Here is a 24,014-nt window from a genome sequence, read left to right as displayed (position 1 = left end):
GCGCCTTCCTTCGGGAGGCGCCGTGTGTCGTTTTGGGCCGCCTGTTCGGGCGGCACGACGAGCAAAAGCCGTGTCACCTCGATGCGTTGGGAAGGGGAGTCACCCCTTGAACGAAGTCGATTGCAAATGGTGATCGATCTTCTCACTCCGCAAAGGTGGGATCTTCGGCATGGAGAATCGCCTTCATCTCTTCGAAATGGGCGATCGAAAAGTCCCGAATCGACTCCCAGTCGCGCGCGGTGGCTTCGGCGACTTCATCGGGCAGTACGTTCAGCGGCTGGCCGGTCGCGTAGGCTTGCACCAGCGTGCGGCAGGCACGCTCCAGGGTGTACATGTCGTCGAATGCTTCGCCGACGGTCTCGGCCGCGACCATGACGCCGTGATTGCCCATCATCAGGCGGGTCTTGTCGCCCAGCAGCCCGGCGAGGCGTTCGCCTTCGGCTTCGCTGTTGGCCATGCCGCTGAAGCCATCGTCGATCGCGACGCGGTTGAAGTAACGCCCGGTGTTCTGGTCGATCGGCAGCACCCTGGGATCTTTCAGCGTGGCGATAGTGGTGGCATAAGGGGGATGAAGGTGCAGCACAACGCGGGCCTGCGGCATCAATCGATGCATCTGGCCGTGGATCGACCAGGCCGTGGGATCGACGACTTTGTTCAGATCCGGCGCTTCGCCATCGAGATCGAACAGCACCAGATCGCTTGCCCGAATGGTGGAGAAATGCTTCCACTTCGGGTTCATCAGAAAGCGCCGACCGTCGGCGGAAACCGCTGCGCTGAAGTGGTTGGCCACCGCTTCATGCAAACCCTGCTTGGCGACGATACGGAACAGGGCGGCCATGTCCACGCGCAACTGCCATTCGTCGGGGTGTGTCGATTCGGTCATGATAGGTCTTCCTGTTGGTGATTGTAATGTGAAGCCGGCTGATGAGTGATCGGGTTCGATATCCCCTGACAGAACCCTTTCTTGTTCATGGCGTTTCTTGAAGGTGTGATCCTGTGTTTAGCCGTCGGTCTCTTTCGGGGGCTTGTCGCCGTCGCTCATGAGGTCTACCAACTCGCTTTCCTTCAGAAAATCCTGCATTGCCTGGGCGACGGGGCTTAGGCGAATGCCTTTCAAGGTGGCGATTCCGACCGTCAGCGCCCGCACCTCGCCCTCCAGCGGAATGGCCCGAAAGGCCTTGCCGTCCAGCGCCAGGTGGCGGCCGGGAGGCACGTTCAGCAGCGTGAAGCCAAAGCCATTGGCGACGAGCCCCCTGACCATGCCGATCGATGTCGCGCGGTGGGCGATCTTTGGTTGATGCGGCGCGTCGACGAACAGCGAAAGGAAGTAGTCCCGGCTCATCGGCCAATCGAGCAGTACCATGGGGTAGTCGCTCAACGTCTCGATGGATACACGCTCGTGCGCGGCCAGCGGATGATCCGGCGCGACGGCGGCATAGGGCGGGAAACGGCACAGCGCCTGGAACTCGATATCGTCGGGGACCTGCATGTCGTAGACGATCCCGAGCTCGTAGCGTCCGCTGCGCAGCCCCTCGATGATGTCCATCTGATGGCCTTCGTCGCACTGTGGCTCGACCCGCGGGTAGGCTTTCAGAAACTCCTGCATGAGCCGGGGCATGAAAATGGGAGCAAAGGTCGGGAAGGCGACCATGCTCAATGGCCCGGCCACGTCCTGCCCCAGCGACACGGCGAATTGCATGAGCCCCTCGGCGTCGTGCAGCAGGGAGCGCGCCCGGGTCAACAGCAGCTCGCCCCCTCGGGTCAGCGACAGGCCCTGGGCATGGTGGCGCACGAAGAGCTGGACGCCCGCCATATCCTCGAGCTGCGCGATGGCGGCAGAGATCGACGGTGGAGACACGTTGATCTTCTGGGCCGCGCGCGTCACGCTCCCCAGCTCGCCGGCGATGACGAAATAGCGCAACTGCTTTAGCGTGGCATGAAGCATGGAAATTCCTTGATACGAGCTATCGCCGAGGCATCATGCGCTGGACCCGTAACAGCGTCCAGCCACGGCAGGTTCCAGCCCTCGACACGCAGTCGCTATCTCGCCGCCTTCGCATCGGCCGCCGGGCCGATCGCCTCAGCTCGCCGCATCCAGCCCCGATTGCTGAACGAAGAACGACGCCCCCTTCGGCTTCTGGGGCAGCCGGAGCACGTTGGCCGTGGTGCGTACCGTGCCGGTCTCCTCGCCACGCAGCAGCATGCCCTGATGCTGGCTCGGCAGCGGATTGTCGCCGTAGGGCAGGGCATCCTCGGCGGCGTACACGGTGATGAAGAGGGTCCGTGGCAGGTTCGAGGCATTCGGTGCGGAGGCGTGCAGCAACCGTGTGTGCATGAAGCACACCGAGCCCGCCGGGCCGATGCACTCGACCGGCGACTGGCACTCGCGCTCGACGACCTCGTCATCCACGCTGCCGGTGAAACGTCCCCCCTGCCAGTGCGAATAGAGCGGCTGCTTGTGGCTACCGGGGATGACCTGCAGCGGGCCGTTCTCGGCGGTCACTTCGCCGACCATCAGCAGCGCCGTCACCAGGTCGTCGTTGCTGTGCGGCGTGAACAGAAAATCCTGATGCCATTTCACCTGGGTTTCCGTGCTGGGCAGCTTGGAATTGACCTTGCTGTGATGCAGGCGCACGCCAGCGGCACCGATCAGCTCATGCACCATGTCGGTCATGCGGGAGTCGGCCGCCACCTGGAGATACGCCGGCGAGATCTCGGTCGGCGAGGCGACGCGGCGCAGCGAAGGGTGCTCGGCACTGTGGTCGCTGCCGACGTCGAAGCGGGCCCGGTGATCCAGCGTCTCGCCGTAGGCGGCGGTCTGCTCGCGGCTTTCGTCGACCCAGTGATTGAATGCCTCGTTCAGGGCGTTCAGCTCGCTGGCATCGAGCACGTTTTCGACGACGAGATAGCCATCTCGGTGGAACTGTTCGATCTGGGCTGCGTCAAGCATGGTGTCATTACCTTGTTGTTGAGAATTCACTTGTTGAATCGGTCCGCGCGGCGGGGCACGCCGCGTTACTGATCTCCCGGCACGCCGTAGCTGGGCGCCGCGTCGGGCTTTCTGGCTCGCGTCACGTAGTCCTCGAGCTGCGGGGCATAACGCGACCACAGCTCGCGGAGACCGGCGATGGGGGCCTCTGCCCAGTCGATGCGAAGGTTGATCACCGGCCACGGTTCGTCGGGACGAGCGACGACGAGCCCCGCCGAGTAGACCGGACCGGCTTCGCCGCCGGCAGCCAGCCCCGCCTCCATCGCGACCAGCAGTCGCTCCGCCAGCGGTCCTTCACTCTGCTCGAATGCCTCGACCATGGCCTGCGGCACCTTGGCATCGGCGAGCAGGTTGCCCGCCGCAACGCAATCCACGCCATCGCCACGACCGACCACGCCAAGCGCATTGTCGCCATCGTAGACCGCGGTGCGGCCCTGGCCGTCGATCAGCAACAGCTGCCGGTATTCGGGGGCCGCTTCGCCCGCCAGCAGTTGCTGTAGCGTCTCCTGCGGGGAATGTCCGCCCGCCATCAGCTCGAGCCCCTTGGGGCCCAGTGCCGGATTGGTGACATTCTGGGTCAGTACCGCGCCATTGGGGCCGGCAAAGGCACAGCGCGCCGCGACACAGATGCTCGACGAGCTGACCGCGCAGCCGGTCTCGCCGGTTTCGGCGCAGCGCGCCGCGATCGAAAAGGTCATGCGTCCTCCTCGGGAATCACCGCGATCACGTCGATTTCCATCAGCCACTCCGGCTGCGCCAGACCGGCGACGACCAGTCCGGTCGAGATCGGAAACACCCCGCGCAGCCATTGGCCGACTTCGCGGTAGACCGGTTCGCGAAAGCGCGGATCGGTGATGTAGGTGGTGGTCTTGACGATATGCGACAGATCGCTGCCCGCTTCCTCGAGCAGTTGCTTGACGTTCGCCATCGCCTGCTCGGCCTGGGCGCGCGGGTCGCCCAGGCCGACCAGATTGCCGTCGAAATCCGTGCCCACCTGGCCGCGGACATAGACGGTGTTGCCGGCGCGCACCGCCTGGCACAGGTCATTGTCCAGCGTCTGGTTGGGGTAGGTTTCCTGGGTGTTGAACATGCGAATACGCGTATGCGTCGGCATCAGCTGACCCTCTGAGGACGTGGCGCGGCGTGCGGGATCGTCTCGTCGTCCGCCGGTGCCGATTGTGCGAGTTCGGCCGCGTCGTAGTGGGCGAGATAACCGCGCATCTTGGCGATATGATCGGCGATGTGCTTGGCATCGTGCCAGACACCCCAGATGAAGCTCGAGCCACGACGGGAAAGCCACGGCAGCCCCAGGAAATAGACGCCGGGCTCGCTGGAGACGCCGCGCTGGTGGTCGGGCCTGCCGTCGCTATCGAACGCATCGACCTCGAGCCAGCCGTAATCCTGCGAGAAGCCCGTGGCCCAGATGATGGTGCTGATCCCGGCTTCGGCCAGATCGAGTTCGGCGAGTGGCTGCGTCACGCAGTCCGGGTCCGACGGGATGACCCGCGCCTCCGGCTCCGGCGGTAGATCGAGGCCATTGCGCTCGACATAGGCGTCGGCGCCATCGAGCAGGGCCAGGTAATTGGCGTCGCCGGCATCCAGATTGGCGCGCAGGTCCGGCGCGAAGCGTGCCACACCCGCCTCGAAGGCGTCGGTACGTCCGACCAGCGTCACCCCCTCGTGAGCGAGCCGCCGAAAATCGATGGTGTAGCCCCCGCGAGCGCCGGTCACCGCGATGGTGACGTGTTCCGAGCCCGGCTGGCGAACCTCGTTGTCCCACTCGCCGAGTACGCCGAGCCACCAGCAGAAATCGCGACCGCGGTAGGATCGCGGCGGGCGGTGGTGGGGGCCGACGGAGAGGTAGACTCGACGCCCCGCGCGATTGAGTTCGGCGGCGACCTGAGTGCCGGAGGACCCGGCGCCGACGACCAGCACGGCGCCCTCGGGCAGTTGCTCGGGGTTGCGGTAATCGGCCGTGTGCAACTGGGTCAAGCGCGGGTCCTGCGGGGCGATCGCCGGAATGACCGGCGTCTGGAAGGCCCCTGTCGCGGCGACGACGCGCTGCGCCTCGATCCTGCCCCGCGAGGTCTCCACCGTGAAGCCGGGGCGGCCCCGATTCGCCGTCACGCGGGTGACCTCGACGCCGGTACGCACGGGAACCTCGAATTTCCGTGCATAGGCTTCGAAATACGCTGCCACCTGCTCTTTCGGCACGAAGCCGTCCGGCGCCATGTCCGGGAATTCCATGCCCGGGAAGCGGTCATGCCACGCCGGCCCGTTGGCGACCAGCGAGTCCCAGCGCGCCGTGCGCCAGCGCTCGGCGATGCGGTCGCGTTCCAGCACCTGGTGCGGCACGCCATGGCGGGTCAGGTGCTCGCTCATGGCGATGCCGGCCTGGCCCCCACCGACGATCAGCGTGTCGGTCTTCGTTATGTCATTCATCATCTTCATGTCCTTGAGAGATCGCGCAATCGGCGGGTAACGCGCTGGGCCAGGCCCGTCGCTACGACGCCCCGCGGGAGACTGGCGCGGGATGGCGCTGTCGAGCGTCAACACGTGAGTGAAACCCCGCGGGAACGTCTCGGCTGCCGTCGTCGAAAGGGATGACGCGATGGGGCGGGGCCGGCTCGGCGGTGGGGCAGGGCTCGACGCTGACGGCCGGGCTCTTGCGCCGGAAGGTGTAACCGGTCGCCGGGCCGGCACCGTTAGGGTGCATGGCATCAGGCCATGGCGCCGAATCGCCGCTCGGCTCTGGGCATCTCTGCGCTGTCGCGCACGCCGGAGAAGGGATCATCTCAACCTCCGATATTGTTATTGGCAACGCGAGGCGAGTCGCGTGGTTCTCATAGTAGATAGGCCGGCTGGGTCATTAAAATATTGTTATCCGTTCTTTGGGTTCAGGTTTTTTGATTCAGCGGCCCTCGGTCCACTCAGGCCCGTTTGCGCAGCAGTCCGAGGCGGGGCCGATGCCGATCTCACCGATGCCACGCATGGCATGAGGGTTGCATTGAGTTTCTCGAGAAGGGCTATCACGACGGGCGGCGGGGCAGGCCATTGACGCGCTTGCGAAGCTTTAGCTTTACCTGAATCTGGTCTGGTTAGGTTTTTGCTAATCAGGAGTGTGGATAATCATTATTTAACTTGGCTACGACTTTCGGTTTAGTGGATTCCAGTGGTGGCGGTGTCAGGCCCTGACTGACCCATTGCAGTGCTCCACGGTAAAAGACCGCCATGCCCCTGGCAGATGGGCACGGCGACAAACCAAGAACAATGACTGCACAGACACCACCGGCGACGGCGGTGTCGGGAGAAACGACAAGATGCAAAAACCCTTCGAACTGACTCGCCGGGGGTTCCTCGCCGGTTCCGCGACGCTGGGTGCCGGCCTGATTGTGGGGCCGGGACAGACGTGGGCCGAGTCCTGGAAGCCGAAACCGGGCGGTCACTTTCGCGTCGGCATTGGCGATTTCTCGGCCACCGACACCATGGATGTGACCACCAACGACACCAAGTTCTTCAACGTCGCGCAGATGACCACGCGCAACTGCCTCGTGGAGGTGGACGGCGACGGCAAGCTGATCCCGGAGCTCGCGACCAGCTGGGACAGTGACCCGGCCGCCAAGGTCTGGACCTTCAAGCTTCGCCAGGGCGTCACCTTCCACAACGGCAAGACGTTCGGCCCCGAGGATGTCGTCTTCACGCTGAAGCGCCATCTGGAAGCGGGATCCACCTCGGGCATCAAGCCCTTCCTCGGCGACGTGGAGTCATTCGAGGCCACCGGGCCGGATGAAGTCACCATTACGCTGTCCAGCGGTAACGTGGATATCCCGGCCATTCTCTCGATCCCGATGTCCGCCATCATCGCCGACGGCACTCGCGACCCCAACGACGGCAACGGGACCGGCCCCTATATTCTGGAAAGCTTCAGGCCGGCCATCGGTGCGTCGTTCAAGCGCAACCACAACTACTGGAAAGAAGGGCGCGGCCACTTCGACAGCGTCGAACTGGTCGCCATCGCCGATCCGTCGGCACGCACGTCGGCGCTGATCGGTGGCAACATCAACACCTACAATCAGGTCGACCTCAAGACGGTGGAACTGCTCAAGCGCAGCTCCTCGGTGCGGATCATCTCGTTGCCCTCCAAGGCGCACTACTGCTTCCCGATGATGCAGACGATGGCCCCGTTCAAGAACCCGGACGTGGTCGACGCGATGCGCTATGCCATCGACCGCAAGGACATGGTCCAGCGGATTCTCAAGGGCTATGGCACGGTCGCTAACGATCAGCCGATCTCGTCGGCATACCCCTACTTCAATCCCGACATTCCCCAGCGCGAGTACGATCCGGACAGGGCAAGATCGCTGCTCAAGAAAGCGGGAATGAGCAACCTCAGCGTCGACCTCAACGTCTGCGAGGTGCCCTTTTCCGGGGCCACGGACGCAGCAGTCCTGTTCAAGCAGTACGCCAAGGATGCGGGCATCGACATCAACATCAAGCGCGTGCCGGACGACGGTTACTGGGACAAGGTCTGGACCCGGGTGCCGCTATGTACCGCGCGTTGGTCGGGGCGGCCGACCGAAGGAATCATGATCGGCGGTGCCTACACCAGTGCGGCGGCAGAAGCCGGCTGGAACGAAACCGGCATGCGGGATCCGCAACTGGATCAGCTGGTTTCCGCGGCGCGCCAGGAGACCGACGAAGCCAAGCGCCGCCAGATGTATTACGACATGCAGGAAATCATCCATACCCGCGGTTCGAACAACATCTTTGCGTTCGCGAACATCACCGACGCTACCAGCAGCAAGGTCGCCACGCCGAAGAAGATCGCCACCAACCGCGATCTGGACGGCTTCCGAGCCACCGAACGCTGGTGGTTCTGGCACTGATTTTCAAGTGATGACGGGCGTGACGTCTCGCGCGTCGCGCCCCCCAACTGCGTGGACCTGTCGTGAGCATTCTGACCAAGACCATCCTTCAGCGGCTGCTGATCGGGATCGCCATGCTGGCGGTCATCTCGGTAGTCATCTTCCTGGCCGTGGACCTGCTCCCGGGCGATATCGCCCGCGCCATGCTCGGCAACGCGGCATCCAACGAAGCCCTGGATGCCATGCGCGCCAAGCTCGGGCTCGACCAGCCGGCCATCATTCGCTTCCTTGACTGGGCAGGCGGCGTCCTGCACGGGGACTTCGGGGTTTCCCTCGCCACCCGCGAACCCGTCTCGGAGACCATTTCCACCCGCCTCTACAACACCCTGTTCCTGGCCGGCATGGCAGCCAGCATCGCCGTGCCGATCTCGCTGCTGCTGGGCATCGGCGCGGCCCTGTGGCGCGACAGCAAGTTCGACCGCATCGCGTCGCTGCTCACCCTGGGCGCGATCTCGGTACCGGAGTTCTTCGTCGCCTATTCGCTGGTGGCGCTGTTCGCCATCTACTTTCCGATCTTTCCGCCCATCGCGACGCTGCCTCAGGGTGCCGGATTCATGGACCGGATCGATGTGCTGATCCTGCCGGCGCTGACACTCTCGTTTTGTGTCATCGCGCACATGATGCGCACCATCCGCGCGGCGCTGATCGACGTGCTGGACAGCCCCTACATGGCGATGGCCGAAATGAAGGGCATCCCGATGCGCAGGCGGGTGCTGAGACACGCGCTGCCCAATGCCATGGCCCCGATCATCAACTCCATCGTGCTCAACCTGGCCTATCTGATCGTGGGCGTGGTGGTGGTCGAGGTGATCTTCGTCTATCCCGGCCTGGGCCAGGTTCTGATCGACAGCGTCGCCAAGCGCGACCTGCCGCTGGTACAGGCGGCCTGCCTGATCTTCGCCGCGCTCTACCTGTTCCTGAATACGGTGGCCGACGTGCTGGCCATCGCCTTCAATCCCCGACTCAGGTTCCCTCGCTGATGACCCTACCTTCCCGAATCTTCACTGCATTGCGCTGGCTGCTCATCGCGGCGGTCGTGCTCTGGCTGGCCGCGGCGCTGGCCGCCGGTCTGGTCTCGCCGTTCTCGCCCGACGCCATCGTCGGTGGTGCCTGGTCGGGGGCGTTCTGGCAGGACACCTCCGAACACGCCGGGCAGATCCTGGGTACCGACCAACTCGGCCGGGATATGCTCACCCGCTTGCTCTACGGCACGCGCAACACCATGTTCGTGGCCCTGACAGCGACCTTCGCCTGCTTCGTGCTGGGGATCGTCTTCGGCTTCTGGGCCGCCATCGTGCGCGGCAAGTTCGACATGATCGCCTCGCGCATCGTCGATCTGATCATCGCCGTACCGTCGCTGATCGTGACCCTGCTGGTGATCACCGCCATGGGACCGTCGATTCCCGTGCTGATCGGCGTCATCGCGGTCGTCGATGGCACCCGCGTCTACCGGCTCGCGCGCCTGGTCGGCATGAACGTCACCACCCTGGAGTTCTTCGAAACCGCCAAGCTGCGCGGCGAAAACAAGCTGTGGCTGATGACCCGGGAAGTGCTGCCCAATGTGGTACGGCCGCTGATCACCGAGTTCGGCCTGCGCTTCTGTTTCATTTTCCTGTTCATCGCCTCGCTGAGCTTCCTCGGCCTGGGCGTTCAGCCACCCACCGCCGATCTCGGCTCCATGGTGCGCGAGAATGCCCCGGCCATCTCCTTCGGGGTGCTGGCGCCGCTGTTTCCCGCCGCCGTGATTGCCACCCTCGCCATCGCCGTCAATTTCGTCACCGATGCCATCGCCGATCGTGTTCGGCCGACGCCATGAGCCATGCCATGAAGCCCAACCATCAGACATCCAACATCACCCCGTTCAGGAGCCGTGCCATGCGACCATCGGAATCCGATGCGGCGCTTCTCAGGATCGAGGACCTGCGTATCGAAGTCGACAAGGAGGGCACCTGGTCCGAGATTCTTCACGGCGTCAGCGTCGCGCTGAAGCGCGGGGAAATCCTCGGCGTGATCGGCGAAAGCGGCGCCGGCAAATCCACCATCGGCCTGGCCGCACTGGGCTACACCCGCAATGGCGGGCGCTTTTCGGGCGGCAAGGTCTTTCTCGACGGTGTGGAGATGCTCTCCGCATCGACCGCCACCCTGGAAAAGATGCGCGGCACCCGGGTGGCCTATGTCGCCCAGTCCGCGGCCAGCCACTTCAACCCGGCCCACACGATCGGCGCGCAGTTCGCGGAAGTGCTGCGGCTGCGCACCGGCATGAAGAAGCAGGACATCGCCCGCAAGGCGGCGGATCTCTATGCCGAGCTCGGTCTGCCGGATCCGGAAACCATCGGCAACCGCTACCCGCACCAGCTCTCCGGCGGGCAGTTGCAGCGCGCGATGATCGCGATGGCGATGGCCACCGACCCGGACCTGCTGGTGTTCGACGAGCCGACCACGGCGCTGGACGTGACCACCCAGCTCGATGTGCTCGGCTGCGTCAAGCGGGTGCTCGACCGCGCCGGCGCCGCCGCGCTCTACATCACCCATGACCTGGCGCTGGTCGCGCAACTGGCCGACCGCATCATGGTGATGCGCAACGGCGACATGGTGGAGACCGGCGCGACCCGCGAGATGCTGGCCAATCCCCGGCAGACCTATACCCGCGAGCTGCTCGAGGGCCTGCAGACCCAGCGCGATGCCGTGTTCGTGCCGGAACCCGACACCCAGCCGCTGCTGCGGCTGGACCACCTGAGTGCCAGCTACAGCGGCTCGGAAAAGGTGCTGGACGACGTCACCGTTCACGTGCATCGCGGCGAGACCGTGGCCATCGTCGGCGAGAGCGGCTCGGGCAAGTCGACGCTGACGCGCTCGATCTGCGGGCTACTGCCGCCGATGGCCGGCGAGATGCTGTTCGATGACGCCGTGCTCCCGCCACGGCTCGACAGGCGCCAACCCGACACGCTCAAGCGCATCCAGCTCGTCCATCAGCTACCCGATCTCGCGCTCAACAGCGCGCAGCGCATCGGCACCATCATCGGGCGGCCGCTCAAGGTCTTCCAGGGATTGACCGGACGCGCCCAGGCGCAGCGCGTGACCGAGCTGCTCGAGATGCTCGAACTGCCGGCCAGCTATGCCCGACGCTATCCCGCGCAACTCTCCGGGGGTGAAAAACAGCGCGTGGCCATCGCCCGGGCGCTGGCCGCCGATCCCGCGCTGTTGATCTGCGACGAGGTCACCTCGGCGCTGGACCAGCTCGTCGCGGCCGGCGTGCTGCGCATCCTGCGGCGGCTCAAGCAGGAACTCAGCCTCGGCATGATCTTCATCACCCACGACATGGCCACGGTGCGCGAGATCGCCGATACCGTCATCGTCATGCGCCAGGGCAAGGTCGTGAATCGCGGCATGGTCCACGACGTGTTGAACGATCCCGACGAGCCCTATACCCGGGAACTGGTCGCCGCGGCACCGGAGATGGACCCGGACTGGATCACGCGGGTGCGGCCGGATTTCAACAACAACAAGCGCCGAACCGGCACCTGAGTCTCGCGCCGAGGCGAGCGCCGGCGGTCGACGCGACGGCTGGCGCTCTTTCACCACTTCCTGTCATCGGAGACGTCCATGTCCGATCCCGGCAATCTGCTGGTCATCCTGTCCGACGAACACACCGCGGCGGCGCTTGGCGCGGCGGCCGCCGACGTCCAGGTTCACACCCCGAATCTCGATCGCCTCGCCGCGCGTGGGGTTCGCTTCACCAACGCCTATACGCCATCGCCCATCTGCGTGCCGGCCAGGGCCGCGTTCGCTACCGGGCGCCACGTGCATGACATTCGCCTGTGGGACAACGCCATGCCCTACGTCGGCGATCCCCGGGGCTGGGGCCATGCGCTTCAGGACAAGGGGATTCGGGTCGAGTCGATCGGCAAGCTTCACTACCGCGACGACGAGGATGACACCGGGTTCGACGCGCAGCACGTGCCGATGCACGTCGCCAACGGTCACGGCATGGTGTTCGGCTCGATCCGCCGGCTGGAGGATCGCGTATTGCAGCGCGAAACGCGCATGCTGGGCGACTACATCGGACCGGGCGACAGCCCCTATACCCAATACGACGCCGCGGTGACCGACCTGACGCGGGAGTGGCTGGCGGCGAGAGCGCAGGAAGCGCGCCAGGACCCGTGGTGTCTTTACGTCGGGCTGGTCGCGCCGCATTTCCCGCTGATCGTTCCCCAGGCGTTTCTCGACCTCTACCCGGAAGGGAGCCTGCCGCCGATCAAGCTGCACCCCCGCGATGGCTACCAGCAGCACCCCTGGGTCCATCTGGAGTCCATCGCCTTCGTCGGCGACGAGGGAATGCGCGACGAGGCCGAGCGGCAGATGGCGCGCCGCGTCTACTACGCGCTCTGCAGTTACCTGGACCACAACATCGGCTGCATCCTGGACGCGCTGGAAGCGAACGGGCTGGACCGGAACACCACGGTCATCTACAGCAGCGACCACGGCGATAACGTCGGTGCCCGGGGTTACTGGGGCAAGGGCAACTTCTACGAAGAATCCGTCACCGTGCCGCTGATCGTGGCGGGGCCTCGGTTGCCCCGGGGCAGTGTATGCCGCACGCCGGTGTCGTTGATCGACATCTCGGAGACGATCATCGATCACTTCGACGCACCGCTGGCCGGCGAGCGCCCCGGGCGCTCCCTGTATCGGATTCTCGCGGAGGCGGACGATCCCTCGCGGGTGGTGTTCAGTGAATATCACGCCGTGGGTGCGGTCTCCGGCGCCTTCATGGTGCGTCAGGATGGCTGGAAGCTGATTCACTACCAGGGCTTCGAGCCGGAACTCTTCGATCTCAACACCGACCCGGGCGAGTTCAACGACCGCGCCCACGACCCCGCCTGCGCCGACCGGCTCGCCGCGCTTTACGAGGTCCTTTACGGCATCTGTGACCCGGCAGAAGTCGATGCGCAGGCCTTCGCCGACCAGGAAGCGTTGATCGAAGGGTACGGCGGCCGCGAAGCCGCGCTGCAAATCGGCTCGCGCGGCGCGACCCCGCCGCCAAGCCGTTGATAACGGCGCCATCGAAAGACGCGCTGTTCGGCAACCCGCACCTCGATGGCTCCGACGCCGTGCGCTTCTCCACCCGCCGCCAGGTCATCTCACCAAGTTTGTCGCAACGTAACGCCCAGGCAGTCGTTCAGTTCAACATCCCCGTGTAAGCCACTCACACGCCAGAAACCACGCCCGCGCCGCCCCGACGGCGCGGGCGTTTTCGTGTAAGCACCGTTCATGCGACGAACTGTCGCTCGACGCCGGACCGCGATAGGTTAAGTATCGTTTGATCTGGCCGATGCAAACTCTAACGACCCAGACGGTGTAGCGTTCAGTGCTTCGCCTGGCGGTAGCGTGGGGGAAATGGTCTCGGACGAGTGGGCGAGGGCAGAAGTCGGCCCGAGGTCGACAGGGTGGCACAGGTGGCAGGCACTTTTATTGGTACTATATAGCGTGATCGGGTATATAGCCTTGGAAAATCAATGGGTTGACCGTGCGGTATAAGAAGCTTGAAAGAGCGTGCGCGCTCAAGTTGTTATCAGAGCGGGCTATCTAATACTTGTTAAGACATTCTTCGGTATCACAAGGTCTGAATAATGGGATTTCCAAAAGACGTAAAGAGTAGAATCTTAGTTGACACTGCTCGGCACTGTTGTGCTTGTCATCGATATAAAGGCGTAAAAGTAGAGGTGCACCATATACTTCCACAATCTGAAGGTGGGCCGAATACGTATGAAAACGCTATTGCCCTTTGTTTTGACTGCCATGCTGATGCTGGACATTACAACCCCAAGCACCCTAAGGGGACAAAGTATTCTCGAGAGGAATTAAAGAAATCCAAGAGTCAGTGGATTGAAATGGTAAGAAACAATAATATTGAAATTCCAAGGGTGGATGAGGAGTTGAAGTTTACGATTATGGAAGAAACTGCAACATACGAAGAGAAAATAATAAGTTTGCGTAGAGATGTCGTTAAAATATTTGCCACAACGCACCCTGTAGGAGTTGGGGCTGAGTATCATTGGATAAAAAACACGTATCCAGGTTGCGACATAAAGATGCAGTTAATTACAACATTAGGTCACATTACAGATAAAGCTATGGAAAAAGATATTTATTTTGATGTGATTGAAATCGAGATGGCAGATAGTCGCACTAAAAAGATATATTTTGACATAAGCGATTTCGTAAGCCATGGAATGGTCTCCTCTTCTCTTAATGAGGATGAGTTCTTTGCTAATAAATTAGATGAGTTATATTCTTAACAAAGCCAGTCGCGGCGACGTCTACTGCATTGCGGCTTCGCCTCCATTCCGTAGACGCGCGTGCTGAGCGGCGTTAGGCTTAAATACGGAGTTTCTAGGAAAGCTGCATGGCATTTAGTGAAAAAGTGAAGACATTGGCGAAACAAAATTCATCGTTTCGGTGTTGTGTTTGTTACCGCCCCTTTGTCGAAATACATCATATCAAGCCCCAAAGCGAGGGAGGTTCCGATGATATCGAAAATGCTGCGCCTCTGTGTGCATCTTGTCATGATTTGTATGGGGGGAACCCTGAAAAGCGCAAGATGATTCTGCAAATGAGAGATCATTGGTGGAAGCTTATGGAAGAAAGAAGAAGTAAAATCACCGAGAATCCAGACTTTATTGATTACTGTAGTATCGATCATGATGGTCATTTTGAAGGAAAGTTAAGAGGAAGCAGTATAGTTTTATATCATGCTGTTCTCGAAAATGAAGAATTTGCGGTGAGTGCTAAGATTTTGCATGAACTAATTCGAAGTAGCCAAGATAAGTACCCTAACCGAACGAGAAAGCTCTATGTTGATATAGACGGGCACCGCAGCAAAAGCGGTGGCTTTGACCACGATATGTATGAATTACAGCGCCATTTCTTGCTGGGGCTTATGTTCCAATATCTATCAGAACTAAACATGCCGTTATGCCACGTTAAGAATAAGATACAATCGAATGACATTCCAGAACGAGTTGATATTTTAGATGAGCTAAATACAGAGGTCATCAACGACAATATTGATAAGGGCGTTGACGGTATTTGGTTGGCAGATAAAGACAAACTGTTGAAACTTTAAGCCTAACAAACAATTTAAGAGGGGGGCTCAACGCTGGGCATTTTTTGCTTCTACTTCAGATTTAGTGTTTATGGCAAAATGCTTTAGTTTGGGTGTTGGCGTTGTTAACCCTTTAATTGGGCGTTAGGACAAGTTGTAAATGGATCGAAATATGAAAGATTACTATAAGGCATTATCTGTTAAGTGGTTGACAATTGGTGCTCTTTCTAGCTTTACGTTATCTGCTTTCACTATATTCAATATTGAGCTTGATGACTGGACAATTCAGGATAAGTGGGGAGTTGTTTCATTTTTTTTACATTGTTTGGATCCGCACTATTTTATGAATGGCATATGAGTCCAGAAACTTCTAATTTTGGGCGCTGGCATAAGAGAATATTTGAATATTCATTTGAGAGGGCGAAGTTTCTTAGTTCCCTGGATTCATAGAATGTACAGTGATGGTATTCGCCTGACACATGCCCCCGTGGGCTCCCTATAGTTAAGCAGTGTTTTCTGCCGTTTTCCTGGGCTCCTTCTTCGTCGCCTTAGGGAGTCCCTTCTTGAAGACGGCATAGGGCGTCGCCCCCTTCATGTTGCGGCCCTGATGCGGCCGTTTCGTGTTGTAGATGACCAGATAATCGTCCAGGTCCTGCTGCATCTCTTCCAGGGCCTCGTACCACTTGGTGCGCCCCTGGATGCGGAAGTGCTCGTCCAGCAGGGTACGGTGCAGCCGCTCGACGAAGCCGTTGCTCTGCGGTCGCCGAACCTTGGTGGTGCGATGCTCGATCTCTTCGAGCTGAAGGAACAGCTCATACGGATGCTGATCCTTCCGGCCGCAGAACTCTCGGCCGTTGTCGCTGAGCACCGTGCTGACTTTGGCGTTGTGGGCCTCGAAGAAAGGCAGCACGTCGTTGTTGAGCACATGTACTGCCGTGATGGGCAGTTTGCTGGTGTAGAGGCGCCCCCAGGCGTAGCGGCTGAAGCAGTCGATGACGGTCTGCAGATAGACCTTGCCGACTCCCTTGAGCGTGCCGACGAAGAAGGTATCGACGGCGACCAGCTCGCCGGTGTGGTGGACCTCGATATGGCGTTAGCGGAACTCAGGGCTGAAGCGTTCCAAGTGGCGAACCTGATCTTCGGTCAGCTCGATCTTCTGCTCGCGTGTGGCCTTCTCGAGCCGCAGCAGGCGCTCATGACGGGTCAGCAAATCATGGCGTCCCCAGACGCCTCGGACGCCCGTAGAGCTGACCTGAATGCCACGTAGCGCCAGTTCTTGAGCGACGCGAACCGGACCGTGGGTGGGGAAGGCCAGGCTGTGCTCGAGAATGGCCGTTTCGATCTCTTCGCTGACGCGGTTGGGGTGTGGTCCCCGCGGCCCGGGAAGCTTGTCGACGAGCCCCACGGAGCCGAACGTCTGATAGTTGCGACGGATCTCATAGAACTGCTGCCGGGAGTAGCCCATGACCTTGCAGGCCTTGCTGACGTTCTGCAGATCCTTGGCCAGTTCTAGGAGACTGAGCTTGCGTCGTGCTACCTTTTCTTCGGTGGTCATAGTCGTTGCCTCATGGTGTTACAGCCGAGCGTCAGACACTCGTTCTATAACCCACGGGGGGCACTATGGCCACTTTGCTTTTCAGCGGCCGACTGTCAGGTAAATACCGTCACACCTCACGCAGGCCAATCAGAGTCACAACGGCGTGCCTCCATGCACCTATGGACTGGTCTTGTGGGCGTGTAACAATCGGTTCGTTCGCATACCGCTTCGCGGTACCGAACAATCTTTGCGTTATATGTTTTTCACCCATAGCCGATGGAAGCCTTTTGATGACTGATTATTTCGGTTCTTGCCTGTGTGGCACCGTAAGCTTTGAGGTGAAAGGTGAATTTGACAGTTTTTACCTGTGCCATTGTCACCACTGTCAAAAGGATACGGGGTCGGCTCATGCGGCAAATCTGTTCTCGCGGTCAGCCGAATTGACCTGGTTGGCGGGTGCCGATGCGGTGACTTCCTTCACGCTTCCTGGCACTCGGCATGGCAAGAGCTTTTGCAAGCTTTGTGGTTCGGCCTTGCCGAGCGCTCAGGTCGCCGGTTTGCTCGTCGTCCCTGCGGGGTGTTTGGACACTGACATCACCATGTTGCCAACGGCACACATCTTTTCAGCCAGCAAGGCTGCCTGGGACCGGGGGCTAGGGGAAGTGCCGGAATTCGGCGGGCTGCCGGATTGAGTGAGCCTCTTCATGACCGGTGGCTGGTGGTCATTACAGGTGGACGCACCTGGGCGATACGCCGCAAAGCCAATTGCCATGTAAAGAGCGAAGGGAGGAAGGTATACGGCGCTGATCGGTGACCCTCAGGCATGTAGTGGGTTGAATCCGCCACTGCCGCCACCACCTTCCAGGGATAAGCCGTCGTGATGGCATTATCCGGTTTTATCGTTTCACCACACTCCACGGGAGGAACTCCATGCCCTTTGCACCGTCCAGCATGCACGTCGAAAGCCCCGCCTTCGCGCCGAATGGGGCGATTCCCAAGCGCCATTCGGCGGAGGGCGAGGATCTGTCCCCGGCCCTGAGCTGGAAGGACGCGCCGGCGGGAACCCAGGGGTTCGCGGTGATCTGCCACGACCCGGATGCGCCGCTGGTCAAGGATGGCAGCTATGGCTATGTGCATTGGCTGCTCTACAACCTGCCGGCGGACGTCACCTCGCTGGAGGAGGGCTCCAAGCTGGGCACCGCCGGCGTCAACGATGGCGGCGCGACCGGCTACGGTGGCCCCATGCCGCCGGAAGGGCACGGGGTGCACCAGTACTATTTCTGGGTGCTGGCGCTGGATACCCTCACCGAGCTGCCCGAGGGGCTGACGCAGCCGGAGCTGCTCAACCAGCTCGAGCCGCACATTCTGGGCATGAGCCGTCTGGTCGGGACCTATCGCCGCGACTGATCGGCTTTTGACGGTTTAGATGCCGCTCCAAACGCACACGGCGCCTCCCCTCGGGAGGCGCCGTGTGTCGTTCAGGACCCGCGAATTTGCCGTGTCGCCGCTGGCCCGTTGTACGTCGGTAGACGCTGACAGGCGGGCTTTTGCGGCCCCTCTCGTTCGGCAAAAGGCTGACAAGACTGGCAAAAAAGGGCCGGTCAGTGGTCGATGAGTGATCTATGGTAGGGATGAGGCTCTGGCCCTGATGAATACTTGTCGATAGAGGAGGTGTTACATGCTCACTCATGTTTGGGGTCTATTGGCGCATCCGAATCGCGAATGGAAGCAGATCCACGACGAGAAGGAGACGATCACCCACCTCTACGGTCATCACGTGCTGATCATGGCGCTGATCCCGGTGGTGTGCGCCTTCATCGGTACCACCCAGGTCGGCTGGGACTTCGGCGGCGGCCATACCATACGGCTCAATTACTTCGATGCCTTCGCCGCGGGTGTCGCCTTCTATCTGGCGATGCTGATCGCGGTGGGCTTCATGGGTACGGTGATCCATTGGATAGCGAAGCGCTATTCCAGCCGCCCCAGTCGGCGGCGCTGCATCATCTTCGCCGGATACGTGGCCACGCCGATGTTCGTCGGCGGTGTCGTCGCGCTCTACCCGCTGGTGTGGCTGTGCATGCTGGCGGTGGTGCTGGGGCTCTGCTACAGCGCCTATCTGCTGTATCTGGGCATTCCCAACTTCCTGGATATCAGCCGTGAGGAGGGCTTCGTGGTCACCGGCTCCACGCTGGGCATCGGCGTGCTGGTACTCGAGGCGCTGCTGGGCGTGACGGTGCTGCTGTGGGGCTACGGCGCCAAGCTGCTGGGCATCGAACTGTAGCGACCGGCGCTCGCCGTCGCCGTCACAAGGACCGGGCCCGGGGGCCCGGTCTTTTCGTTATGGTCTGTCACAGCAGCGCGAGCAGGTCGCTGGCCGGTCGCGTTTCCAGGGTCTCGACGGCGTGGCGAATCGCCGTCGCGCGTTCACGCCCCAGCGCCGGTTCGGCCAGGGCGTGGAACTTGGCCTCCAGCTCGGCGTCGGCGAGCGGGTTGGTGGGGTTGCCGCGCGCCTCGCGGGGCGTGCTTTCCAGCACGCGACCATCGTTGAGCTGCAACCGCGCCCGGGCCCAGCGCTCGGCGGGGAAGCGTGCGTTGAACGTCGCGTCCTCGCGGGTCTCGACGCGTGCCGCGATGTCGCGCACCGTCGGATCGGTCAGCGCCGCCGTGATGCCATGCACGTCCACGGTGCCGAAGTACACCGCGCAGGCCACCGGCCAGGGCAGGCTGTACTGGGCCTGCTCGGTGTCGGCGGGGTGCACGGTATGCAGCCGCTTGGCCTCGTGGAAGGTGTCGATCTCGATGCGTGCGATGTCCTGGGCCGCGAAGGAGCCGTCGACCAGCTCGAGTACCGCCTCGACGGCGGGCTGGGCCCAGCGGCACACCGGGTAGGCCTTGAAGTATTGCTCGAACAGGTACCAGCGCTGGCCGAGATCGACCCAGATCGGTTCGACGGCGGCGTCGGTGAGCGTCACGGCCGGCGCGCCGGTGAAGCCCTCCCGGGCCAGTAGCGCCGCCGAGACGCCGGTCATCGCGCCCCAGCCGGAGCCGTCCTTGACCATGGTGGGGTGATCGATGCAGCGCATCATCTGGCTGCGCGGCCCGTAGAACTCGGCGATGCCCAGCGCCTCGCGCAGTCGCGAGGCGTCCAGGCCGAACAGGCGCGAGGCGATCGCGGCCACGCCCAGGGCGTTCCAGGCGCCGGAGGTGTGGTAGTCGCACGCCGTGTCGTGCAGTGCGATGCCGGCGCGGGTGGCGATCTCGTAGCCCAGCGTCAGCCAGCCCAGCAGCGCCTTGCCGCTCAGCGCCTCCACCTCGGGCAGGGCGAGCAGCCCCGGCAGCACCGCCACGCCGGCATGGCCCTTGGTCAGCACCTGGCCGTCGTGGGCGTCGAGGGCGTCGATCAGCCAGCCGCCGTGGAGTGCCACGCCGGTCGACGAGGCGCGCGCCGTCGAGAACAGCAGGGGCCGGTCGCCGCCGTGCTGCGCGGTGACGAAACGTTCGGCGATCGTCGCCAGCGGTGTTCGGGTCGCGCCGGCGGCCACGCCGAGCAGGTCGAGCAGGCAGCGCCTGGCGTGCCGGTAGTGGGCGTCATCCAGGCTCTCGGGGTTGAAATCCTGAATCCAGTCGAAGGGCAGTGGGCTCATGGGGCGGTTCCTGAAGCGGAGAGTGGGCGGCTCAGCGGTAGCCGTCCATTAGCTGGCGGATCAGCGGCGTGTCGGCGTCGCGCAGCGTGGGCAGCTCGAAGCGGGCCCGGGCGATGGCGGTCCGCGAGACGTCGGCGGTGATCAACTGCTCGCCGGCGTCCGCCTCGGCCAGTGATTCGCCGCGCGGGCCGAGAATGCGCGATCCGCCCCAGAAGTGGCTGTCGCCCTCGGGGCCGTAACGGTTGGCCATTACCACCGGGGTGCCGTAGGTCATGGCGTAGAAGCGCACGTTCAGCACCCAGTTGTCCTCGTTGGAGAAGGACTCGCTGACGATGCCCGAGGCCGAGTTGATCGGCGCGCAGAGGATCGTCGGCCGGGCGAGCAGGGCGGCGTGAACCAGCGCCGGGTTCCACAGGTCGGCGCAGATCAGTTGCGTGGCCGTCCAGCCGGGGCGGATGGTGGTGTGGGTGAGCCGTTCGCCGTGGCTGAACCACTTGCCTTCCTCGAGGCCGCCGTAGGTCGGCAGGTTGAGCTTGCGGTGCACGCTGACGACCTCGCCGTGCTGGAGCATCGCCAGGGCGTTGTAGTATTCGCCGGGGCTGGCTTCCTCGACGAAGCCGACCACCGTCTGCATGTCGCCGGCGGCGTCGGCCAGCGCCTGCAGTCGCGGGTCCTCGCGCGGGAAGGCGACGTCGATCACCCGGGCGCCGAGCCCGTAGCCGGTCAGCGAGAGTTCGGGAAAGACCAGCAGTTCGAGGCCGCGTCGGCGGCCTTCGTCGATGATCGCGTGGTGGCGCGTCAGGTTGGCGTCGACATCGCCCAGCGCGGCGTTGATCTGCGCCGCGCCCACGCGCAATGTGTCCTGGTAGTGCATGCCGTCCCCTTGCTGCGTTGGAAACGTTGCTACGTTAAAAACGCGATGGCCGCCTCGCAGGCGGCCATCGTGAAGCGCGCTTACAGCAGGTCGTGTTCCTCGAGGAAGTCGTGGGCGACCTTCTCGATGGCCTGCTTGTCGACATCGACACTGGCGTTGAGCGAGGCCATGGTCTCGTCGTCGAGCAGCTCGGAGAGCTTGGCCATCTGCGCGTCGAGTTCGGGGTTGGCGTCGAGGGTCTCCTGGCGTACCACCGGCGTCAGCGAGTAGGCCGGGAAGAAGTTCTTGTCGTCCTTCAGGACCCGGAAGTCGAAGGCCGGGATGCGCCCGTCGGTGGCGAACACCAGGGCAACGTCGACCTGGCCGTCGCGCAGCGCCGGGTAGGTCAGGCCGGAGTCCATGCGCTTGACGTTGGGGCGGCCGAAGCGGAAGCCGTAGGTCTGCTGCAGCGGGCGCAGGCCATCCTCGCGGGCGTAGAACTCGGCGTTGGAGGCGAAGGTCAGCGCCTTGCCGTCGTTGACCGCCTTGGCCAGGTCGGAGATCGTCTCGATGCCGCGCTTGTCGGCGTCAGCCTCGCGCATCGCCAGGGCGTAGGTGTTGTTGGCGTGGGAGGGCGCGAGCCACACCAGCCCCTTCTCGGCGTCGAGTTCCTTGACCTTCTGGTAGGTTTCCTCGGCCGACAGGCCCTCGGCGGACTCGTCGTTGTAGTTGATCAGCGAGGTCCCGGTGTATTCCCAGTAGAGGTCGATCTGGCCGTTCTCCTGGGCCTGGCGCAGCACCGCCGAGCCCATCCCGGCGCGCTTGTCGACGTCGTAACCCAGCCCCTGCAGGTACTGGGTGGTCATGCTGGTGAGGATCTGCTGCTCGGTGAAGTTCTTGCCGCCGACGACGATCTCGTCGGCCTGGGCGGTGGCGGCGATGCCGGCGCTCAGGGCGAGTCCGGCCAGTGTTGCGGTCAGGGTGCGAATCATGGGCTTGGTTCTCCTTGCGGTTATTGTCGGGCGCGCGGATGGCCGCTCTCGATCAGGCGCGCGCCGGGTTGACCCCGCGCGGCACGACGAGGAAGGCGACCAGCGCGATCAGGGCATCGACGACGATGGCCAGCAGGGCGGTGGGAATAGCCCCGGAGAGCATCATCACGGTGTCGTAGAGGTCGATGCCGGTGAAGATCAATTCCCCGAGTCCGCCGGCGCCGATCAGAAAGGCCAGCGGCACGGTGCCCACGTTGATCGCCAGCGCCGTGCGAATGCCGGCGAAGATCACGTAGAGGGCGTTGGGCAGCTCGACCCGGAAGAGACGCTGCGCGGGTGACATCCCCAGCCCCGCGGCGGCCTCCATCAACGCCGGCGACACGCCTTTCAGGCCAACGTAGGTATTGCGGGTGATCGGCAGCAGCGTCGCCACGGTCAGCCCGAAGACGGCCGGCGTGGTGCCGATGCCCAGAAAGCTCATCGACAGCGCGAGCACCGCCAGGGTCGGGATGGTGGTGCCGACGTTGAGCACCTGCATCAGCGATTCCGCCCAGCGGCTCATGCTCGGCCGCGAGAGCAGGATGCCCAGCGGTACGGCGATGGCGATGGCCAGGCCGCCGGAGACGGCGGTCAGGAACAGGTGCTGGACGGCCAGGTAGCGGATGTCGGGAATGTAGTAGGCGAACTCCCCGATCATGCCGCTGCGCTGGGCCCAGACGCCGGCCGCGAAGAGCAGCACCGCCAGCCCCCAGCGTCCGGCGCTTTTCAGCGAGCGAATCGGCATGCCTTACTCCTTGCCCGCGGGTTGCGAACGCAGCGCGGCGCTCTCTTCCGAGCGCGAGCGATAGCGGGACCCCAGGTGGTGGGTCATGGCGCGCTGGGTGATGTGGCCGCAGACCCGACCGTCGTCGTCGACGCAGGGCATCCAGGTGGTGTCGTTGGCGAACATCTGCGAGGCGACCTTGCGCAGGTCGTCGTCGAGCCGGGCCACCGGCGGCGCCGCCTGGAAGTGATCGCGACAGTAGCCACGGGTGGTGCGGGCCACCGCCCGGGTGACCATCCCGGCGGGCTCGTTGCGGTCGTTGATCATCAGGATGGCGTTCTGGTAACCGAAGTCGTCGATGCGTGACAGGGCGGTTTCCAGGGTGTCATCGGGGCGCACCGTGCCCAGGTCGTCGGAGAAGACCTCGCGCACCTTGACCAGGTTGAGACGCTTGAGCGCGCGGTCCTCGCCGAGGAACGACTCGATGAAGGCGTTCTTGGGCGCCGAGAGCAGGTCGTCCGGCGCCGAATACTGGACCAGCCGGCCTTCGCGGAACACCGCGATGCGATCGCCCATCTTGATCGCCTCGTCGATGTCGTGACTGACGAACATGATGGTCTTCTTGAGTTCCGCCTGCATCTTGAGGAACTCGTCCTGGATCACCGCGCGGTTGATCGGGTCGATGGCGCCGAAGGGCTCGTCCATCAGCATCACCGGCGGGTCGGCGGCGAGTGCCCGGGCGACCCCGATGCGCTGCTGCTGACCGCCGGACAGCTCGCTGGGATAGCGCTTGAGGAACGCCTCGGCGTCCATGGCGATCATGTCCATCAGCTCGCGGGCGCGCTGCTTGTAGGCCGCCTTGTCCCAGCCCAGCAGGCGCGGCACCACCGTGATGTTCTCCTCGATGGTCATGTTGGGGAACAGCCCGATCTGCTGGATCACGTAGCCGATGTTGCGGCGCAGGTCCTGGGTGTCCATGCCGGTGGTGTCCTGGTCGTCGAGGAACACCTTGCCCGAGGTGGGGCGCACGATGCGGTTGATCATCTTCAGGGTGGTGGTCTTGCCGCACCCGGACGGGCCGAGCAGGATGCAGATCTCCCCCTCGGGCACGTCCATGGAAATATGGTCGGCGGCGACGACGGCCCCCTTGGGCGTATCGAAGACCTTGGTCAGGTTGTCGAGTCGTATCATGGCAGAACCTTGTCGATT

General features: G+C 62.9%; 22 protein-coding genes and 1 pseudogene. 11 read left to right on the top strand and 12 right to left on the bottom strand.

The features are described from left to right. Positions 1-142 precede the first annotated feature (142 nt). The 6 genes from KGR00_RS10360 to KGR00_RS10335 all read right to left on the bottom strand — a co-directional run bounded on the left by KGR00_RS10360 (position 143) and on the right by KGR00_RS10335 (position 5,434). Positions 143-883, bottom strand: a complete 741-nt coding sequence (locus KGR00_RS10360) for a class II aldolase and adducin N-terminal domain-containing protein (RefSeq protein ID WP_224419776.1) — start codon at positions 881-883, stop codon at positions 143-145. A 117-nt stretch (positions 884-1,000) separates the two neighbouring features. Continuing rightward, positions 1,001-1,945, bottom strand: a complete 945-nt coding sequence (locus KGR00_RS10355; protein ID WP_224419777.1) for a LysR family transcriptional regulator — start codon at positions 1,943-1,945, stop codon at positions 1,001-1,003. A gap of 135 nt (positions 1,946-2,080) precedes the next feature. Then, positions 2,081-2,950, bottom strand: coding sequence for a phytanoyl-CoA dioxygenase family protein (locus KGR00_RS10350; protein ID WP_224419778.1), 870 nt, complete (start codon positions 2,948-2,950; stop codon positions 2,081-2,083). A gap of 65 nt (positions 2,951-3,015) precedes the next feature. Continuing rightward, the gene (locus KGR00_RS10345) at positions 3,016-3,687 is read right to left on the bottom strand and encodes a DUF1028 domain-containing protein (protein WP_224419779.1); all 672 of its coding nucleotides are present in this window, start codon (positions 3,685-3,687) and stop codon (positions 3,016-3,018) included. Next, positions 3,684-4,103: a RidA family protein gene (locus tag KGR00_RS10340; protein WP_224419780.1), complete on the bottom strand. Its 420-nt coding sequence runs from the start codon at positions 4,101-4,103 to the stop codon at positions 3,684-3,686. Before KGR00_RS10340 ends, KGR00_RS10345 begins: the two co-directional genes overlap by 4 nt. Then, on the bottom strand, positions 4,103-5,434 hold the full coding sequence (locus tag KGR00_RS10335) for an NAD(P)/FAD-dependent oxidoreductase (protein WP_224424406.1): 1,332 nt from the start codon (positions 5,432-5,434) through the stop codon (positions 4,103-4,105). Before KGR00_RS10335 ends, KGR00_RS10340 begins: the two co-directional genes overlap by 1 nt. A 758-nt stretch (positions 5,435-6,192) precedes the next feature. Here KGR00_RS10335 and KGR00_RS10330 point away from each other — a divergent pair. The 8 genes from KGR00_RS10330 (at position 6,193) to KGR00_RS10295 (ending at position 15,374) form a co-directional block, all read left to right on the top strand. Then, on the top strand, positions 6,193-7,875 hold the full coding sequence (locus tag KGR00_RS10330; RefSeq protein ID WP_224419782.1) for an ABC transporter substrate-binding protein: 1,683 nt from the start codon (positions 6,193-6,195) through the stop codon (positions 7,873-7,875). Positions 7,876-7,937: 62 nt separating this feature from the next. Further along, positions 7,938-8,894, top strand: a complete 957-nt coding sequence (locus KGR00_RS10325) for an ABC transporter permease (protein WP_129139602.1) — start codon at positions 7,938-7,940, stop codon at positions 8,892-8,894. Next, positions 8,894-9,730, top strand: coding sequence for an ABC transporter permease (locus tag KGR00_RS10320; RefSeq protein WP_129139603.1), 837 nt, complete (start codon positions 8,894-8,896; stop codon positions 9,728-9,730). Before KGR00_RS10325 ends, KGR00_RS10320 begins: the two co-directional genes overlap by 1 nt. 59 nt (positions 9,731-9,789) lie before the next feature. Next, on the top strand, positions 9,790-11,439 hold the full coding sequence (locus KGR00_RS10315; RefSeq protein ID WP_224419783.1) for an ABC transporter ATP-binding protein: 1,650 nt from the start codon (positions 9,790-9,792) through the stop codon (positions 11,437-11,439). 78 nt (positions 11,440-11,517) lie between these two features. Further along, positions 11,518-12,963, top strand: a complete 1,446-nt coding sequence (locus KGR00_RS10310; RefSeq protein ID WP_224419784.1) for a sulfatase-like hydrolase/transferase — start codon at positions 11,518-11,520, stop codon at positions 12,961-12,963. 578 nt (positions 12,964-13,541) lie between these two features. After that, on the top strand, positions 13,542-14,210 hold the full coding sequence (locus KGR00_RS10305) for an HNH endonuclease (protein WP_224419785.1): 669 nt from the start codon (positions 13,542-13,544) through the stop codon (positions 14,208-14,210). Between the two features lie 107 nt (positions 14,211-14,317). Beyond that, positions 14,318-15,037: an HNH endonuclease signature motif containing protein gene (locus tag KGR00_RS10300; protein WP_224419786.1), complete on the top strand. Its 720-nt coding sequence runs from the start codon at positions 14,318-14,320 to the stop codon at positions 15,035-15,037. Between the two features lie 151 nt (positions 15,038-15,188). After that, positions 15,189-15,374 carry a hypothetical protein gene (locus KGR00_RS10295; protein WP_224424405.1) on the top strand — a complete coding sequence of 62 codons (186 nt, stop codon included), beginning with the start codon at positions 15,189-15,191 and terminating at the stop codon, positions 15,372-15,374. A gap of 144 nt (positions 15,375-15,518) precedes the next feature. Here the strand turns inward: KGR00_RS10295 and KGR00_RS10290 are convergent. Next, positions 15,519-16,571 (bottom strand): annotated as a pseudogene (locus KGR00_RS10290) (IS481 family transposase). A gap of 272 nt (positions 16,572-16,843) precedes the next feature. Here KGR00_RS10290 and KGR00_RS10285 point away from each other — a divergent pair. The 3 genes from KGR00_RS10285 to KGR00_RS10275 all read left to right on the top strand — a co-directional run bounded on the left by KGR00_RS10285 (position 16,844) and on the right by KGR00_RS10275 (position 18,834). Further along, positions 16,844-17,245 carry a GFA family protein gene (locus KGR00_RS10285; protein ID WP_224416884.1) on the top strand — a complete coding sequence of 134 codons (402 nt, stop codon included), beginning with the start codon at positions 16,844-16,846 and terminating at the stop codon, positions 17,243-17,245. 238 nt (positions 17,246-17,483) lie between these two features. Beyond that, a complete protein-coding gene (locus tag KGR00_RS10280; RefSeq protein ID WP_224416885.1) occupies positions 17,484-17,960 on the top strand; it encodes a YbhB/YbcL family Raf kinase inhibitor-like protein in 477 nt (158 codons plus the stop codon). Positions 17,961-18,231: 271 nt separating this feature from the next. Then, entirely contained in the window at positions 18,232-18,834 is a 603-nt protein-coding gene (locus KGR00_RS10275) for a Yip1 family protein (protein WP_224416886.1), read from the top strand. A 67-nt stretch (positions 18,835-18,901) separates the two neighbouring features. Here the strand turns inward: KGR00_RS10275 and KGR00_RS10270 are convergent, their stop codons facing one another. The 5 genes from KGR00_RS10270 to KGR00_RS10250 form a co-directional block, all read right to left on the bottom strand. After that, complete coding sequence (locus KGR00_RS10270) at positions 18,902-20,197, bottom strand: MmgE/PrpD family protein (RefSeq protein WP_224416887.1); 1,296 nt, start codon at positions 20,195-20,197, stop codon at positions 18,902-18,904. Positions 20,198-20,228: 31 nt separating this feature from the next. Continuing rightward, entirely contained in the window at positions 20,229-21,071 is an 843-nt protein-coding gene (locus KGR00_RS10265; RefSeq protein WP_224416888.1) for a nitrilase-related carbon-nitrogen hydrolase, read from the bottom strand. A gap of 80 nt (positions 21,072-21,151) precedes the next feature. Then, positions 21,152-22,042 (bottom strand): glycine betaine ABC transporter substrate-binding protein, encoded by an 891-nt coding sequence (locus tag KGR00_RS10260; RefSeq protein ID WP_129139617.1) that lies wholly within the window; start codon positions 22,040-22,042, stop codon positions 21,152-21,154. Between the two features lie 52 nt (positions 22,043-22,094). Then, positions 22,095-22,826, bottom strand: coding sequence for an ABC transporter permease (locus tag KGR00_RS10255; RefSeq protein WP_224416889.1), 732 nt, complete (start codon positions 22,824-22,826; stop codon positions 22,095-22,097). Between the two features lie 3 nt (positions 22,827-22,829). Beyond that, positions 22,830-23,996: an ABC transporter ATP-binding protein gene (locus KGR00_RS10250; RefSeq protein WP_129139619.1), complete on the bottom strand. Its 1,167-nt coding sequence runs from the start codon at positions 23,994-23,996 to the stop codon at positions 22,830-22,832. Between the last annotated feature and the right edge of the window lie 18 nt (positions 23,997-24,014).

Source organism: Modicisalibacter sp. MOD 31.J (assembly GCF_020147985.1).
Lineage (GTDB): Bacteria > Pseudomonadota > Gammaproteobacteria > Pseudomonadales > Halomonadaceae > Modicisalibacter > Modicisalibacter coralii.
Note: the sequence above shows the minus strand (reverse complement) of the source record. Positions and strands in the feature narration are given on the sequence as shown.